Source organism: Nostoc spongiaeforme FACHB-130, from assembly GCF_014698475.1.
GTDB lineage: Bacteria > Cyanobacteriota > Cyanobacteriia > Cyanobacteriales > Nostocaceae > Nostoc_B > Nostoc_B spongiaeforme.
In genome coordinates this window covers 47,248-63,763 of record NZ_JACJTB010000001.1, presented here as the reverse complement: position 1 = coordinate 63,763, position 16,516 = coordinate 47,248, and the positions used below count along the sequence as shown (strand labels likewise).

The window sequence follows — 16,516 nt, the reverse complement described above, 5'->3', positions numbered from 1 at the left end:
TCCCATAATGCTTACTTTAGACTTTGTGTACCCAAAAATGGATCTACAGGATGGTATATACAGGTGGGAGTATAGATGATTGAGCGGTGATAGGTACAGAGAAATTCACATATAAGTTTTTCTGTAGCAATCATTTAAACTGCTTATCCTTTGGTTGTAAAAATGCAATAAACTGTTACAGCCCTGAAGATGTAAAATTTCTGTTAAATTCAACGGGCATCTACAGTTTCCCTTCATCCTTATAAGGTACTCAGCATGACAGCAATTACACCAAAGGCAGCTTCCGCGCTTCCTAATTTTTGCGAAGGAATTCAATATTTTGGCGAAGCGTTACCAGATTTTGCCAGTTATGGTGCTACACCTGCGATAGATTCAGATAAAGTAGCGATCGCATCTCCTACAGATACCGCAGCCGTATATCAAACTTTACTTGCTGCTGATGCCCTGCGTTACCTGACATTGCAAATCACTGGTAGTAAAGCATCAGGACATCCAGGCGGGTTTGCCAGCCAAGCGGAAGCTTACGCAGCATTGGTCATGCTGGGTTACAAAAATATTATTACGGAAGTGGGACACCACGCCCCCGGATTTTATAGTGCCATGTTTTTGGATCGCTCCTTAGAAGACATGGGCATTTTTACAGTACAACAATTGCGCGATCGCTTCCGCGAAAAACACGGGCTTTTAGGACACCTCTCCGGTTACATTCCTGGCATTCTCGCACCCGCCGGGCCTTTGGGACAAGGGCAACACTTTGCAATGGCGGCTGCACTCCTCCATAGAGATAAGCTTTTCCCCTTCACCCTCGGCGACGGTGGACTAGGTGAACCCTACATCATGAGTTCAATGGCGCACTTCAACACCGCCTATCCCAGCGTCACCAACTTCTTACCTGTGCTGGTGTGGAATGGTTATAGCCAAGAACATCACAGTATGGTTTCCCTCAAAACCAACGAACAGATGAAAGCATACTGGCAAGGTAACGGTTTTGAGGAAGTCATTCTTGTAGATGCCAAAGAATTTGACGACCAAAATCAACCAGGAGACTACGTTGATAGTACCGCCTTTTCCTTCGAGAAACGCCTCGCCTTCACCCAAGCCGTACTAGTAGCTGTTGATAAAGCCGCCCGTTCCGCCCTTAGCGGTAAACTCACCGTCTTCATTATCAAACAACTCAAAGGCGCAGGCGTTCACGCCAGAGGTGCAAAATCTCATAACTTGTATCCCAAAGACACCTTAGATGCACCTCACATTATCAGTGCATTACAAGGACGCGCCTTATCACCAGAGGCTTGGCAAACCGTCAGAACCAATGCAGAACGCGCTGGTGGTGGCCCCGCCGCTAAAACTGTAGTTACTGAATTTGAATTAGAATTACCAGACTTAGGCGAATTGCCATTAGAAGAATATACAGTTGGTGGCGAACCCAAAGTTTCGACAACCGCAATGGGAAGATTAGTTGGTATCGTCGGACAAAAGGACAAAAATTTCCTCGTCACCAACGCCGACGGTAACGAAGCATCAGGAATTGGTAACATCAACCAAGCCTTAAAAATTATTCACCCCACAACCGACGACTTATATAATCAAGCACCAAACGGTCAAGTTTACGAACCATTAAGTGAAGATGCTTGTGCAGGTTTAGCCGTTGGTTTATCACTAATGGGTGCAAGAAGTTTGTGGTGTTCTTATGAATCTTTTGCCATCAATGGTTTACCCATTTGGCAAACAGTCACCCAAGCAATGGCAGAATTACGCCGTCAAGCTCCCTCAACAATTACCTTATTTACTGCTGGCGCATTAGAACAAGGTCGTAACGGTTGGACTCACCAACGTCCAGAAATTGAAGCTTACTTTGCCTCGATGATGCGAAATGGAAATGTATTTCCTGTATTCCCTCCTGATGCTAATAGTATCCAAGCTTGTTATGACTGGGCATTGCAAACAAGAAATAAGGGAATTGTGATTACTGCGAGTAAGTCACCCTTGCCAATTCGTACAACATTAAAACAAACACAGCAAGGCTTAGAAGAGGGTGCGATATTATTGCATGAAATTGCTGGGGAAAAGCAAGTTGTGTTTGCAGTTATTGGCGATATGACATTAATTCCTGTCTTTGAAGCCGCAGCATTTTTAGAAACTGAAGGTGTTGGTGTCAAGATAGTTTCTATTATTAACCCCCGCCGTTTATATCGCCCTAGTGATGTCGCTTGGGATACTTGTTCTGAACCCGATGGTGGTTTTATTGATGATGCAAAATTCGCCCAATTATTTGGTGGTGATGCACTAATTGGTGTAACTGGTGGTGCTGCGGCGATGCTAGAACCAATTATGTTAAGAAGTAACAGCAAGCGCGATACTTTTGCCTGGAAACGTGGAGAAACTACAGCCAGTGCTGGTGAGTTGATGACGTTTAATGGTTTGACTGCTGAAGCGTTGACGAAACGGGCGATCGAGTTAGTGCATTAATTAGGACACAGATGTACGCAGATGAACACGGATTGGTGTTTGGTTGCGTACATCTGTGTTTTTATAATTCCCTGTAACCTTTATATATTAAACTTTACAAGTCTCGATGCGAGAGAAGAGAGCCTTTACATAAAATCCATCGAAGCAAGAAAACCCTATCGCTAGAGGTGTAGGAAGGTGTGCTTTTAGTGCTGTTATATCAAAAGTAAGACCATTGTAGTATAACCACCTTTCTCCTTTCTGCCATCCTACCTTGTCGCCAAAGGCTTGCCAAATTTTATCGTCGTAGTTTCTTGTTCCGCCCAAGCTTTGATAAATAAGCTTTTGAACAGAGAACCCAAACTTTCCATCGCTGTATTTTACCCACAACTGGTCAATAGTGCGGAGGTCTTCACAAGGAAAATTATCAATGTCCTCTACTCGTAACCAACCTTCCTTTTCCCGTTTCATCACAGCTAACATTACCCGTGCTGTTTCTGCATCTGCTTCTTTCCACTTACCCGCCGCGAGTAAGTCACGCAGTTTACGGTAGTCTATACCCACAGGTGATTTTATTTGTACTTCTCCCTGATTACCACTACTAAACAAACCCAAATTTTTCCTAAATTCTAGAACTGTGGGAGTACGTTCTTCCGGTTCTAACTTCATTCCCTTAAGAATTGCATCATTCACTCTCTGACTAATTCGGGGATTATAACTTCGTGGTTCTGGCAAAGGTTCATCATCAAACTTACGATTTGGCGCAGGTACAGGGCTTATTTCGCCCTCTTTTTTCAGTCCATCAGCCGTGAGCAAATAATATAAAGTGGCTGCTAAGGCATAAACATCTGTATGAGTACCAAAATTACCTTTGCGTCTATATTGTTCAATGGGTGCATAACCTTGAGTTAATGCGTTAGTCATGCTTTGGTTAGCAATACTCCGGGTTAAACCAAAGTCAATAAGAACCACTTCTTGTTTATGCTGTCGGAGGATAATATTTTCGGGTTTTATATCTCGGTGTAAATGTCCCTTTTGATGAATCCATTCTAAGGCTTGACTGATTTGGTCTATGTATAACAATGCTGCTGTTTCTGATAATTGTCCTTTATTTTGGATGTATTGAAATAAAGTGACCCCATCTATATATTCCATCACCACGCCAAACAGTTCACTTTCTTGGATGACTTCATTAACTTTGAGAATATGGGGATGATCAAAACTTTTAATAGTCAAGGCTTCGTTAATAAATTTAACCTGTTGTTCAGCAAAGTCGTTTCTGAGTTGCATTTGCTGATTCAGGGTTTTGATGGCGTATAGTTTTCCTGTGCTGGCTTCCAAGGCTTTGTAGGTGATACCAAAACCACCACTACCCAAGGGTTTACCCTGAATAATAAATCTACCGTTGTTGATTTTTTGATTGGGCTGCCAAATAATCATAAATTTGTACAAATAAACTCGCAAATCAATATGATTACTGTTATAAGATTTTTTTTATATCTTGCCCAGCATTAAAAATTAGACCTGGAGTGGTATAACATCACTAAAATAGCGATTAGACTGGTGGACATAGAATTTCTATTCACCTATTCTAGATATAGTCGTAGTTGTAGGTTGGGTGAAGCGATAGCGAAACCCAACATCTTTGTGCCTACTTTTCTAAGTAAATGAAGCATATTGGTTTATATGAAATAGAGATGTAAATCCTGCATATTACGTTTCAAGTTTCATTCTAATTTAAAACAGTTAATTTAATATGTAAAATTGTTGTTGTGAAGAGTAAAAATATCTGTTGGGTTTCACTTCGTTTCACCCAACCTACAGAGAGTATTTTGTTAGCATTATCATCACTTTTTAAAATTGTAATCATGTAATATTAATTTAAATATTTAACAGACTAAACCTGACGTGCAAGCATGACTACAGATGCAGAATATCAAGCAAGAATTATCACTTATGCCTGGGACGATTTAAAGATATTATGGTCAGAAATTAAAACAAAAAATACTTCAAACTTTTGGGATGAAGGTAAAGCATTAGAATATTTAGTTTTACGTGCATTCCAACTTGATGGAGCGGAAATTGCTTGGCCTTATACCGTGAAAATTCAAGATACAATAGTAGAACAAATTGACGGCGTAGTATATACAGACGGTCTAGCCTGCTTAATAGAATGTAAGGATACAGCCAAAGAAGTTAATATTGAACCCATAGCAAAGTTACGAAATCAACTACTAAGAAGATCAGCAACAGCTATTGGTAGCGTGTTTAGCCGCAGTGGCTTTACAGAATCAGCAGTAACTTTAACTGGATTTGTCGCACCCCAAACTATTCTATTGTGGCGAGGAGAAGAAATTGAATACTCACTTACAAATCAATGTATATGTAGATTTCTAGTAAAAAAATATCGTGTTTGTGTTCAAAAATGTATCCCTAATTACGACATTAAAACGGAGATTTTTATATGACATTGGTATACATAATTACAGTAGGCAATAAAGATAAAGAAATTTTACAAAAATTACTGCCAAAAAATCTGACTCAAGATATTCAATTTATAGCAGGTGAAAGCTCTTATGGTGCGCGTTCTTTAGCTAGTTCATTGCTTGCGACTCGAAATACACCTGTTGCTCTTGTCTTAGATGCAGATACAGATAACGAATCTCAAATATGGGAAAGACATGATTTAATTAACTATGCGCTAAATCAAGCATCACCAGGGATTCCCTATCAAATATTTTTTGCAGTTCCCGAAATAGAAATTGTATTTCTACAAGATAAATCATTAATTGAAAAAATAGCACAACGCAAATTTAATGATTTAGAATGGCAATTAGCCCAAAGTAAACCTAAAGAGTTTTTAGAACTAGTATTTGGAAAAGGTGAACAAATAAATGTAAAAATATTTGAAAACATCACAGATGCAGAAATAAAAATATTACAACAACATCAATTAATAGAATCAATAATAGCTTTTATCACATCCCTAATTCCATCTTCTGTAGTGATTAATTAATCACCCGTTTTGAATAGATAATTTTCTTGAAAACACAGATTATGTGTTAGTTTTCATCTCGTTCCACCCAACCTTGTCTCCCTTATCCTCCCTGTCTCTCTTTCCTCCCCTACACCCCTTGTTAATAGAGATAAACCCCTAGATAGACCTGCTGTGAATCAAAAATTGTCACAATAAATGACGATAACCGTTATTTTTGGACAATCAAACCTATGGGCTTCGGTATTGGTGATTTATTCTGGATTTTTCTACTGCTCTCTTCCCTACAGCCTCTCTGGCAAAAGCGCCAAGTAGAATATCGACGTTTTCGCGCCTTACAAGAATTTCAACAAGAACGCAAAACGCGGGTAATTTTACTAATACACCGTCAAGAATCGATCAGTTTACTCGGCATTCCCTTATCACGCTACATCACCATTGAAGATTCAGAACAAATCTTGCGGGCGATTCGCCTCACACCCCCAGATGTTCCCATTGATTTGATTCTGCACACTCCTGGCGGTTTGGTACTCGCTACCGAACAAATTGCCAGGGCGTTAATTCGTCACCCTTCCAAGGTGACAGTTTTTATCCCACACTATGCTATGAGTGGTGGCACAATGCTGGCTTTGGCTGCTGATGAAATTGTTATGGATGCGAACGCTGTTTTAGGGCCTGTTGATCCCCAATTAGGAAACCTCCCCGCAGCCAGTATTTTAAAGGTAGTCAAAGATAAACCCATCAGCGAGATTGATGACCAGACTTTAATTATGGCTGACCAAGCAGAAAAAGCCATTCAACAAGTACAACGCTTTGTGCGGACGCTGCTAAAAGATAACATCCCTAAACAAAAGGTTCAGCCAGAAAATATTGAACCGATTATTGATGCTTTGACAACTGGACGTGTGACTCATGATTATCCTGTCACGGTGGAAGAAGCTACAGAAATGGGCTTACCTGTCACAGTCGGACTACCCCGTTCTATTTACGACTTGATGGATTTGTATCCCCAACCCCAGGGAGGACGGCCAACTGTCCAGTATATTCCTATGCCTTATGATGACCGTCGTCCAATTTTACCAACACCCAAAGGTAGACCTTTAGAAGAAGCTTAGATTAAGTGCTGAGTGCTGAGTGCTGAGTTCACACTCAGTCTATCAAGCTGTAGCCATCAGCGATTTCTTAATTTATCTGACTACAGCTATAACATTTAAGGTGTTGGTGTTCCTGTCGGTGTTGGTGCCTGTGTTGGTGTTAGTGTCGGTGTGGGAGTTGGTGGCGCGGTTGGTGTTGCTGTTGGCGTAGCTGTCGGTGTTGGCGTTGAGGTTGTATTTGGTTGAACTGTCGGTTTAGCTGTCGGTTTAGCCGTTGGCTGGGGTTTAGGTTTACCTATAACTTCCTTTGCTGCTGCATCTAGCTTCTGACGGAGTGCTAAATCAGCAATTCCGGTTTCTGAAAGCTGATTTTTTTTCTGATATTCCTTAATTAACTCTTCTGTGCGTGGGCCAAAGAATTGATCGCGGGGAAGGGACGGATTGGGCTTGAGGACTGCATTTAAATTGGCTTGTAGAATCTGCACAATATTGGCAGCAAAGTCTTGAGTTTTTGGCCCTGCTATTCCATCAACACCAAGCTTGTAGCCTTTTTGAAAATCACGGATTGCTTTTTTGGTTTCCTCGTCTGTTAAAGGTGTATTGGAGACTTTAACTTTGTAACCTAGCCCATGCAACACAGCCCTAAATTCTTGGGGTGTATAGTTACGTTGACGGGCAGCAAAGGAACTGTCAGAAATGATGACACCGGCGCTTATAAGGCAAGTAGCCGCAATAATCGCGCTGGATTTATTAAACCCACACCACATATCTCAAACTCCTTGCAGTTAAATCAGCATTATATAGAGATTAACAGGTGCATTTTACGTTTCTTGAAGACTTTTGTCTCAATGTTTAATCATTTGTGATTAATTAAAATTAAATAAAACTGATATAAATTTTTGGCAATCTTGCTAGAGAAGTATTTAGATTTTCTATGTCTACTTCTCAACTCTTTAATTGGGTTATAACTAAATACTTAAAGCTTGTATAATCGAAAACAAAAAAATGGTTAATCAAACCTTGCCAAAACACAAAAACCTTTGGTTTGAAAGGTTGATGGCACTGGTGGCCACAGTCAACTTAGGTTTAGTTGTGTTTGATTTGACTTATGTACAATGGCGGGATTTTTATCTGCGGAGATTACCGCAAATAACTCAAATTTATGATCCAATTAAAGGTATCGCCGCCCATAGAGAAACTCAAAGTTATTTAAAAGCAATAGATGCCCTCAAAGAACAAGTGAGCCAGACAGGTTTAACATCTCCACAGGCGAAGGCGAAACTTGACGAACTCAGCCATCTGAGTGTGGAGATGATTGATAGTAACCCATTTGCAGCCGTTGGCAAGAGTGGTACTCTGGAAAAAATTAAAAACCGAATGCGCGATCGCATCGGTAAAGATTCCGCCAAGCAGTCGTTTGCTACTTTCTGGAGTCAAGCCTACCTCTCTCAACAAGGCTGGAATCAAGAAATTACCTTTTTCAACCAAAAAATTAGTCCTTTAATCGCCAGCAACTATTACCGCCAAATCGGTGAAAATAGCGAATATCTCGATTATTTTTGGCTGATTGACCTACCATTTGTCACCATCTTTGCGATTGAGTTGCTCGCACGCATCTTTTACATCAAGCGTCGCCACCCCGGTTCTAGTTGGTTAAATGCAGTATTTGACCGTTGGTATGACTTATTTCTGCTGATGCCGTTTTGTCGATGGTTGCGAGTTATACCTGTAATTGTGCGTCTCGACCAAGCGCAACTATTAAATTTGCAACCATTACAGCACCAAATGAGTCAAACAGTTGTAGCGAATTTTGCCGAAGAACTCACGGAAATTGTGGTGGTGCGGGTGATCAACCAAATTCAAATTTCGATTAAACAAGGAGATTTTACCCGTTGGATATCGCAACAAGAAAACTTACGTCCCTATGTTGATATTAATAATGTTAATGAAATCGAAGCGATCGCAGGCATTTTAACCCAAACCGTCGTCTATGAAGTTTTACCCAAAATTCAGCCCGACATAGCAGCAATTTTGCGCCACAACATCGACACAGTACTCAATCAAGTTCCCCTGTACCGCAATCTTCAAACATTCCCAGGCATTGGACAAGCCCAAACCCAACTCAGCGAACAATTAGCAACTCAAATCACCACCAGCTTATACAGCGTTTTAGTCAGTGCTATCCAAGATCCCGTGGGTGCAAAATTAACAACCCAACTCGCCCAAAGCTTCACCAACGCTTTAGGCGCAGAAGTACAGCAAAAAAAAGTCACAGCCGAAATTCAAAGCTTGTTATTTGATTTCTTAGAAGAAATCAAGCTCAACTACGTTCAACGTCTATCCCAAGAAGACATCGAAAGCATCGTCGAGCAAACCAGACAGCTAAGAACACAAGCATACATTCAGCCCATCGTTGAGCAAAGTACTGCGATCGTCGAAATGAGAGATAAATAAAGTACGAACTTTGAAATTTTATTCTCCCAGGGGCTTAGAGAAAATAAAATATTCATTTTTCCATAGAGGATATATTTCTTTTTCTCCCTACCCCTAGCCCCCTAGCCATTGACCACTGACTAATAACAAATAACCATTTAACTATTGACTCTTAGAGAAATGCGCTACACTCAATTTAGGGCGAACTATCATCAGTTCGTTACAAGACTTCTTGGAAGATATCCCTATCGCAGGAAGTGGGTCGAAGCCCACTTTTTTTATTGAAATTTCGCATGACTCATCCGTTAGTCCCACAAATTATCGATTTGGCGACACCAGTAGCAGAACAACTGGGATTAGAAGTCGTTGGCGCAGTTTTTCATACTAACCAACGTCCACCAGTATTGCGGGTAGACATCCGTAATCCCCAGCAAGATACTGGTTTGGATGATTGTGAAAGGATGAGCCGCGCTTTAGAAGCCTGCTTAGATGCAGTGGAGATCATTCCAGATGCCTATGTCTTGGAAGTGTCTAGTCCAGGTATTTCACGCCAATTGGTAACTGACCGGGAATTTATTTCCTTCAAAGGATTTCCTGTGATTGTTTCCACTTCGCCACCCCATGAAGGACAAACAGAGTGGAATGGTCAGTTGATTCGCCGGGATGAAACCAACATTTATTTAAATCAAAAAGGTCGGGTAGTGGAGATTCCTCGTTCTCTCATTACTAGGGTGCAACTAGACGAACGTCGATAAACGAGGGATTAGGGTCTAGAGATTAGAGGCTAGGGACTAGGGACTAGATTCAATCTTTTCTCTAATCCCTATTCCTTAATGCTTTTTCCTACTCCCTACTCCCTACTCCCTATTCCCTCACTTTTATAAGGAGATTGCTTATGTCAATGGTTAGTCTACCAGGATTAAAAGAATTAATTGAAAGTATTAGTCGGGAGCGAAACTTACCACGGTTAGCAGTGCAATCAGCCATTCGAGAAGCACTACTCAAGGGTTATGAACGTTATCGCCGCGCTCAAAATATAGAACGCAGGCAATTTGATGAAGATTACTTTGACAATTTTGAAGTGGAACTCGATATTGATGAAGAAGGATTTCGTGTCCTCTCCACAAAAACCATCGTTGAAGAAGTTAACAACACCGACCATCAAATTTCTTTAGACGAAGTGCAGCAAGTCGCGCCCGAAGCCCAATTAGGTGATTCTGTAGTTTTGGATGTCACCCCCGATCAAGGCGAATTTGGTCGGATGGCCGCCATGCAAACTAAACAAGTCCTGGCGCAAAAATTACGGGATCAACAACGCCAAATGGTGCAAGAAGAGTTCCAAGATTTAGAAGGAACCGTCTTGCAAGCCAGAGTTCTGCGCTTTGAAAGACAATCAGTCATTTTGGCAGTTAGCAGTACTTTTGGTCAGCCAGAAGTAGAAGCCGAGTTACCAAAGCGAGAACAGCTACCAAACGATAATTATCGTGCCAATGCCACCTTTAAAGTCTACCTAAAGAAAGTTTCCCAAGGGCAACAACGGGGGCCACAGCTTTTAGTATCCCGCGCTGATGCTGGGTTAGTGGTTTATTTGTTTGCCAACGAAGTTCCAGAAATCGAAGATGAAGTGGTGCGGATAGTCGCTGTCGCACGGGAAGCAAATCCACCATCGCGTTATGTCGGCCCCCGGACAAAAATCGCTGTAGACACCTTAGATCGAGATGTTGACCCAGTAGGTGCTTGTATTGGCGCACGGGGATCACGCATTCAAGTAGTAGTGAATGAATTACGCGGCGAAAAAATCGATGTAATTCGTTGGTCGCCCGACCCAGCTACATATATTGCCAACGCCTTAAGTCCAGCCAGAGTAGATGAAGTCCGCCTGATGGACCCGGAAACGCGGCAAACTCACGTCTTAGTAGCCGAAGACCAACTGAGTTTGGCAATTGGCAAAGAAGGTCAAAACGTCCGCCTTGCAGCTCGCTTGACTGGTTGGAAAATCGATATTAAAGATAAAGCCAAGTACGACCATGCAGGCGAAGATGAGAAATTTGCAGCTGTCCGCGCCCAAGCTCAACTAGAGCAAGAACAAATGGAACTAGAGGAAGATGACATCGACTTAGAAGATGATGATCTGGAACTCGAAGAATTAGAGGCAGAAAACCAACAAGAATTAGACGATGAATCTTTTGATCTGGATGAAACAGAATAATTTCTTAATTTTCTGGAGAAATAGCAGTCTCTATAGGAATTAGCAACAAATCTCCGCTTCAACCAGCACAGGATAAAGCAAATACGATGGCTATAGTTCTGCTAATATTTAGCTCAGGAAGAGTTTTAATAATTACTTGAGAAAATATGAGGTATTAGTAAAAGATTAGCTGTAATAGCTTAACTTTGCTATAAAACTACTGAGTCATAATTTGCTGATGGAATTAATAAAAAATTTAAAATTCCGGTTCAGCCATGATTATTCATTAGGGAGGTAAATCCAAAATTCTTAATTGTTTGACTTCATGCCTATAAAAAACTGATGAAACCGAATTATCGGCGTTGTATTAGTTGCCGCAAAGTCGGCTTGAAGCAAGACTTTTGGCGGATTGTCCGCGTCTTTCCATCGGGAAAGGTACAATTATATGAGGGCATGGGGCGTTCTGCCTATCTTTGTCCGCAAGCAACTTGTTTGCAAACGGCACAAAAAAAGAATAGATTAGGGCGATCGCTACAAGCATCAGTGCCAGAAACACTGTACCAAACATTGTGGCAACGTCTAACCCCAAGTCATCACCAAAATCAAATATCAGGTTGAAAAACTTGGTGGCGGTAATCCCCAGAGGATTGTGCCTAAAGCCGAACTACTCGCGCTTCAAACACACCCTCTGCAATTGTTGGGGTTAGTGCCAAAATAGTAAAAGGGCGTAGTTTGCGAGCGGCTCTTGAAAAAAGAACCTAGCAATGCTCCCAGAAAGTTTTACTCGATTGTGTTGTGGAAGACTCAGAATCAGCAAAACAAAAAACTACAGAATGGCAACCTGGTAGCGATCAGGCGCAATTCGGCATCACCAGTTCCAATAAATTTTTTTTATTAACAAAATTTTTATGGGAGCCAGTCAACAGCCAAATTTGGCACAGATGCCAACATTAACCTGAAACATCTCTCTTTCCTGATTGGAGGCACCGGCAAAATTACCAAGGGCAACCGAAAAACAGTGATCTAAGGATGGAGATGTCGCACTCCCAGGCAACCATCCGCCAAAAAACTGTAAATTAAAGGGGAAGAGTGGATGAACAACGGCAAAGTTAGAATTTATGAATTATCAAAGGAATTGAATTTGGATAACAAAGAGCTATTAGCAATTTGCGACCAGCTCAATATTGCGGTCAAAAGCCATAGCAGCACAATTTCAGAATCAGAGGCAGAACGAATCCGGACGGCTGCCGAAAAATTGGCAGTAACGAATGGAACACCTAAAAGAGAAATAGGAACACACCCCCCAAAACCAAACTCACATCAACCAGGCTCTCATAGCCGACCTGCACCACCACCACACAAACAACAAATTTTGGAAATTCGTAAACCCAAAATATTGAGAAATCCTAACACCAATGCCCCAGAGGCATCAGTTGCTAATCAGAATCAATCAGCTTCTTCTGAAGTCAATTCTCCAGCACCTCCACGGCCCTTCGCTACACCAGTCTCATCCATGAAGCCGACGGCACCAACCAGACCAGTACCCCGGAATCAATCTGAGAACTCACAGGTACCTGCTGTTACAGATGCACCCCAAAAAGCAAATGCGCCTTTAGCAGAAAACACAGCAGCAGAAAAACCAGAAAGAGCGCCTTCGCATAAGTCCAGACCAGAAAAACCGCAAAAACCGCAATTATCAGCGCCACCTGCCAGACCAGAAGCGGAAAAACCCGCAGTTGGTGGGTCAAGTACGGCAGAAAAACCGATACTGAAGCGCGATCGCGACCAAAGTAGCAACAGTAAACCAACTAAGGCTGGTAAACCATCTCAGTCTCACTCAGACTCATCCCCAGCACCCAAGCAAAGTCGCCAGAGTTCAGGGCCTGTCAAAGCCGAACCGCGCACAAATCGGAACTCGGCTCCAGGTTCAGGAGATGTACCACGTCCCCAAAGACCAGTGCGTCAATCAGAATCGGCGGCGACTGTACCCTTGGCAACTCCGCCTAGCAGACCTACAGGTGCAGCCACAGGCAAAATCGGGGTTGATGATGAACCCGTCGTTCCAGACCTCTTAGACTTAAAACGTCCTACGCCACCTCGTTTAGCCAAAGGTGGTAAAAAATGGCAAGAAGAAGAAATCATCGACGAAGTTAAAGAGAAATCCGGCAAAGGTGCCCCCAAAGGCAAGCGGGTCAAACCAATTCTGGAAGATGACTTTGAAGATGATGATTTGCTAGAAGAAGGTCTAGACATCCCGGCTACCATCCAGGCAACTCTTTCGATCGCTCGTCCGCCAAAACCAAAAGCAGCGCGACCAGCCCAAACAGCACCCACATCCGTGGCTACCCCAACTGTTAGGGGCAAGAGAACTACCTCAAATCGCGGTGAACAGAACCGTCGTCAAGAAGCAGAGCCAAAACGCGATCGCCCAGCCAAAATCGTGGTCACAGGCCCGATGACTGTGCAGGAACTCGCCAACGAACTGGTAGTGGCAGATACAGAGATTGTAAAAATCCTGTTCCTCAAAGGTATGGCGGTGAGTATCACCCAAAATTTGGATATCCCCACCATCACCTTAGTAGGTAAAGAGTTAGAAGTAGAAGTCGAAACCGCCGAACCAGAAGCAGAAGCGCGGAAAGTCACAGAGATGATCGACGTAGCAGATTTAGAATATCTGATTCGTCGTCCGCCTGTTGTAACCATCATGGGTCACGTAGACCACGGTAAAACCACCCTACTCGACTCGATTCGCAAAACCAAAGTTGCGGCTGGAGAAGCTGGCGGTATTACCCAGCACATCGGTGCATACCATGTGGACATCGAACATGACAGTAAGCTGCATCAGATTGTCTTCTTAGATACTCCGGGTCACGAAGCCTTCACCGCAATGCGGGCTAGAGGCGCAAGGGTGACAGATATCGCCATTTTGGTAGTAGCAGCCGATGATGGTGTGCGTCCCCAAACAATTGAAGCCATCAGCCACGCCCAAGCCGCCGAAGTGCCAATTGTAGTCGCTATCAACAAAATTGATAAAGAAGGCGCACAACCAGACCGGGTGAAACAAGAATTGACACAATATGGCTTAACCCCAGAAGAATGGGGTGGTGAAACCATCATGGTGCCAGTGAGTGCGATTAAGGGTGAAAACCTCGATACACTCCTGGAAATGATTCTATTGGTGGCAGAAGTTGAAGAACTCTCAGCCAACCCCGATCGCCTAGCTAAAGGTACTGTGATTGAAGCTCACCTGGATAAAGCCAAGGGTGCAGTTGCTACCTTGTTGATTCAAAACGGTAGTCTCCACGTCGGAGATATGCTGGTGGCAGGTTCAGCCTTTGGTAAAGTCCGGGCAATGGTCGATGACCGTGGACGGAGAGTCGAAGCAGCCACACCTTCCTTTGCGGTTGAGGTGTTGGGTTTAAGTGATGTTCCCGCAGCCGGGGATGATTTCGAGGTCTTCGAGAACGAAAAAGAAGCCCGGAGTATTGCAGGCGATCGCGCTGACAAACAACGTCTATCACGACTGTTGCAGGGACGTGTTACCCTCACCACCCTATCGGCACAAGCTCAAGAAGGCGAGTTGAAGGAACTCAACTTAATCCTCAAAGGCGACGTGCAAGGTTCTGTAGAAGCGATCATTGGTTCGCTGAAGCAAATTCCTCAAAACGAAGTGCAGATTCGGATGCTGTTAGCATCGGCTGGAGAAATCACCCAAACAGACATTGACTTAGCTGCTGCTAGTAACGCAGTCATCATTGGCTTTAACACTACCTACGCCAGTGGCGCAAGACAAGCGGCTGATGAGGCTGGTGTGGATGTCCGGGAGTATAACATTATCTATAAACTCCTCGAAGATATCCAAGGAGCCTTGGAAGGTCTACTGGAACCAGAGTTGGTTGAAGAAGCCCTTGGTCAGTGCGAAGTCCGTGCTGTCTTCCCAGTTGGTAAAGGAGCCGTTGCTGGCTGTTATGTGCAGTCTGGCAAGCTATTACGTAACTGCAAACTGCGTGTGCGTCGTGGCGGTAAAGTCGTCTACGAAGGAGTCCTTGATTCTCTCAAACGGATCAAAGACGACGTTCGGGAAGTCAATGCCGGTTATGAATGCGGTATTAACGTTGATAAATTCCATGACTGGGTAGAAGGCGACATTATTGAAGCCTACCAGATGGTGACAAAACGCCGTACTCTGACTTTGACAAGATAGTGGTCAACACTCAGTGCTGAGTTTCAGTGAAAGTTGAAGTGTGTCGAACTGAAAATAAGCTAGGTTCCACACGCAAAACTTCCAACTCAGCACTCAGCACTTTAAACTCAGCACTTACAGTATGTCTTCGTTTCGCTCTGACCCTATATTGTGGATTCACATTGCTGGATTAGCGACACTGCCATTTTTCTTGGTTTTGTGCTTATTGTCCTTGGCGATCGGTGAACCACTCTTCCCGGTGTGGGGAGAAATATTGTTAGTCGCCACTGTCGGGGTAGCTCCACTATTGTGGATGCAGCTACGCCGCCCATTTTATATATATTCTCTTTTAGGGATCGCTCTCAAACCCGAAAATTTAACAGAACAACAGCGCAAGATACTTTGTTTAATTAATACTAAATTAAATCGGGTGTTGTCTCTGATAGCCGCCATAATATTAACTGTTATCTTGTGGCAGCTTTACAAAGTTGTACCCCAAATGCAACATTTAGTTAGCTTTTTGCCGCAATGGCATAGCTTAGGCTTACTTTTAGCTGCTTTAGCTTTTTTAGCAAGTAATTTATTTTTACAAGTTCCCGTGAGTGTGGCACGGATTTTAGTGACTAATGACACAGAATTTGCTGCCATCGAACCGTTATCTTTAGAAAATATCAAGCATGATTTCACTATTTTAGGGGTGCAAGTTAATCAAATTTTACCCAGGTTGTTTCAATCCTTCATTGGGAGTAATAGAAACTCGCAGCAGCCCTAAAAATCAGAACCTAAACAATTCTTCGCAGAGTATACACTGTCTTATTCAGACAGATTCGTATTTACTCACAATGAAAACTGCCATAACTGTTAAAGTTGAGGAATCAGGGACTATGACTCCAACTTCTGCTGCTAGTAATCTCCAATATCCCGCAGATACCGAAATTTGGTATAGCCTTAAATGTGCGATCGCGGCTAGTTCCGGTTTCCAACGTTGGCAACTAGAACGTAATACCCAATTGCAAGGTTTGCTCCTAGAACAGCAAGTACAAAAGTATTTAAGAGAGACTTTAGAAACTTTAGCTTACTAAAATCAATTTAATTCAGCTTGTTTATTTACAAGTAATATTCTCAGGGAAGCATGATCATCATACTTCCCTTGATTTTTAGCAAAGTGCTGAGTG

General features: G+C 42.8%; 13 protein-coding genes. 11 read left to right on the top strand and 2 right to left on the bottom strand.

Annotated features, from left to right (window positions below; all coding sequences use genetic code 11):
* Positions 1 to 255 precede the first annotated feature (255 nt).
* The gene (locus H6G74_RS00265; protein ID WP_190965769.1) at positions 256 to 2,469 is read left to right on the top strand and encodes a phosphoketolase family protein; all 2,214 of its coding nucleotides are present in this window, start codon (positions 256 to 258) and stop codon (positions 2,467 to 2,469) included.
* Positions 2,470 to 2,556: 87 nt separating this feature from the next.
* Here the strand turns inward: H6G74_RS00265 and H6G74_RS00260 are convergent, their stop codons facing one another.
* Positions 2,557 to 3,888 (bottom strand): serine/threonine-protein kinase, encoded by a 1,332-nt coding sequence (locus tag H6G74_RS00260; protein ID WP_190965768.1) that lies wholly within the window; start codon positions 3,886 to 3,888, stop codon positions 2,557 to 2,559.
* A gap of 476 nt (positions 3,889 to 4,364) precedes the next feature.
* Here H6G74_RS00260 and H6G74_RS00255 point away from each other — a divergent pair, with 476 nt between their 5' ends.
* The 3 genes from H6G74_RS00255 to H6G74_RS00245 all read left to right on the top strand — a co-directional run bounded on the left by H6G74_RS00255 (position 4,365) and on the right by H6G74_RS00245 (position 6,558).
* Positions 4,365 to 4,916: a restriction endonuclease gene (locus tag H6G74_RS00255; RefSeq protein WP_190965767.1), complete on the top strand. Its 552-nt coding sequence runs from the start codon at positions 4,365 to 4,367 to the stop codon at positions 4,914 to 4,916.
* Positions 4,913 to 5,464 (top strand): hypothetical protein, encoded by a 552-nt coding sequence (locus tag H6G74_RS00250; RefSeq protein WP_190965766.1) that lies wholly within the window; start codon positions 4,913 to 4,915, stop codon positions 5,462 to 5,464. The genes H6G74_RS00255 and H6G74_RS00250 overlap by 4 nt, the downstream gene beginning before the upstream one ends.
* A gap of 212 nt (positions 5,465 to 5,676) precedes the next feature.
* Positions 5,677 to 6,558: an SDH family Clp fold serine proteinase gene (locus H6G74_RS00245; RefSeq protein ID WP_190965765.1), complete on the top strand. Its 882-nt coding sequence runs from the start codon at positions 5,677 to 5,679 to the stop codon at positions 6,556 to 6,558.
* Between the two features lie 95 nt (positions 6,559 to 6,653).
* Here H6G74_RS00245 and H6G74_RS00240 read toward each other — a convergent pair whose 3' ends face one another.
* Positions 6,654 to 7,304, bottom strand: a complete 651-nt coding sequence (locus H6G74_RS00240; protein ID WP_190965764.1) for a peptidoglycan-binding domain-containing protein — start codon at positions 7,302 to 7,304, stop codon at positions 6,654 to 6,656.
* Positions 7,305 to 7,542: 238 nt separating this feature from the next.
* On the opposite strand from H6G74_RS00240, the gene H6G74_RS00235 reads away from it, so the two are divergent.
* The 7 genes from H6G74_RS00235 to H6G74_RS00205 all read left to right on the top strand — a co-directional run bounded on the left by H6G74_RS00235 (position 7,543) and on the right by H6G74_RS00205 (position 16,423).
* A complete protein-coding gene (locus H6G74_RS00235) occupies positions 7,543 to 8,991 on the top strand; it encodes a hypothetical protein (RefSeq protein WP_190965763.1) in 1,449 nt (482 codons plus the stop codon).
* A 272-nt stretch (positions 8,992 to 9,263) separates the two neighbouring features.
* A complete protein-coding gene (rimP, locus tag H6G74_RS00230; RefSeq protein ID WP_190965762.1) occupies positions 9,264 to 9,725 on the top strand; it encodes a ribosome maturation factor RimP in 462 nt (153 codons plus the stop codon).
* Between the two features lie 140 nt (positions 9,726 to 9,865).
* Positions 9,866 to 11,179, top strand: a complete 1,314-nt coding sequence (gene nusA / locus H6G74_RS00225) for a transcription termination factor NusA (protein ID WP_190965761.1) — start codon at positions 9,866 to 9,868, stop codon at positions 11,177 to 11,179.
* 321 nt (positions 11,180 to 11,500) lie between these two features.
* Positions 11,501 to 11,776: a YlxR family protein gene (locus tag H6G74_RS00220; RefSeq protein ID WP_190965760.1), complete on the top strand. Its 276-nt coding sequence runs from the start codon at positions 11,501 to 11,503 to the stop codon at positions 11,774 to 11,776.
* 475 nt (positions 11,777 to 12,251) lie between these two features.
* Complete coding sequence (gene infB, locus H6G74_RS00215) at positions 12,252 to 15,362, top strand: translation initiation factor IF-2 (protein ID WP_190965759.1); 3,111 nt, start codon at positions 12,252 to 12,254, stop codon at positions 15,360 to 15,362.
* Positions 15,363 to 15,483: 121 nt separating this feature from the next.
* A complete protein-coding gene (locus tag H6G74_RS00210; protein WP_190965758.1) occupies positions 15,484 to 16,113 on the top strand; it encodes a low-complexity tail membrane protein in 630 nt (209 codons plus the stop codon).
* A 112-nt stretch (positions 16,114 to 16,225) separates the two neighbouring features.
* A complete protein-coding gene (locus tag H6G74_RS00205) occupies positions 16,226 to 16,423 on the top strand; it encodes a hypothetical protein (RefSeq protein WP_062298195.1) in 198 nt (65 codons plus the stop codon).
* The last annotated feature ends 93 nt before the right edge of the window (positions 16,424 to 16,516 follow it).

Excerpts from the sequence above, each read along its gene's own strand:
- H6G74_RS00255 (WP_190965767.1), top strand. The coding sequence starts at position 4,365 with ATGACTACAGATGCAGAATATCAAGCAAGAATTATCACTTATGCCTGG.
- nusA (WP_190965761.1), top strand. The coding sequence starts at position 9,866 with ATGTCAATGGTTAGTCTACCAGGATTAAAAGAATTAATTGAAAGTATT.
- H6G74_RS00235 (WP_190965763.1), top strand. The coding sequence starts at position 7,543 with ATGGTTAATCAAACCTTGCCAAAACACAAAAACCTTTGGTTTGAAAGG.
- H6G74_RS00205 (WP_062298195.1), top strand. The coding sequence starts at position 16,226 with ATGACTCCAACTTCTGCTGCTAGTAATCTCCAATATCCCGCAGATACC.
- H6G74_RS00245 (WP_190965765.1), top strand. The coding sequence starts at position 5,677 with ATGGGCTTCGGTATTGGTGATTTATTCTGGATTTTTCTACTGCTCTCT.
- H6G74_RS00265 (WP_190965769.1), top strand. The coding sequence starts at position 256 with ATGACAGCAATTACACCAAAGGCAGCTTCCGCGCTTCCTAATTTTTGC.
- H6G74_RS00260 (WP_190965768.1), bottom strand. The coding sequence starts at position 3,888 with ATGATTATTTGGCAGCCCAATCAAAAAATCAACAACGGTAGATTTATT.
- H6G74_RS00220 (WP_190965760.1), top strand. The coding sequence starts at position 11,501 with ATGAAACCGAATTATCGGCGTTGTATTAGTTGCCGCAAAGTCGGCTTG.
- rimP (WP_190965762.1), top strand. The coding sequence starts at position 9,264 with ATGACTCATCCGTTAGTCCCACAAATTATCGATTTGGCGACACCAGTA.
- H6G74_RS00240 (WP_190965764.1), bottom strand. The coding sequence starts at position 7,304 with ATGTGGTGTGGGTTTAATAAATCCAGCGCGATTATTGCGGCTACTTGC.
- H6G74_RS00210 (WP_190965758.1), top strand. The coding sequence starts at position 15,484 with ATGTCTTCGTTTCGCTCTGACCCTATATTGTGGATTCACATTGCTGGA.
- H6G74_RS00250 (WP_190965766.1), top strand. The coding sequence starts at position 4,913 with ATGACATTGGTATACATAATTACAGTAGGCAATAAAGATAAAGAAATT.
- infB (WP_190965759.1), top strand. The coding sequence starts at position 12,252 with ATGAACAACGGCAAAGTTAGAATTTATGAATTATCAAAGGAATTGAAT.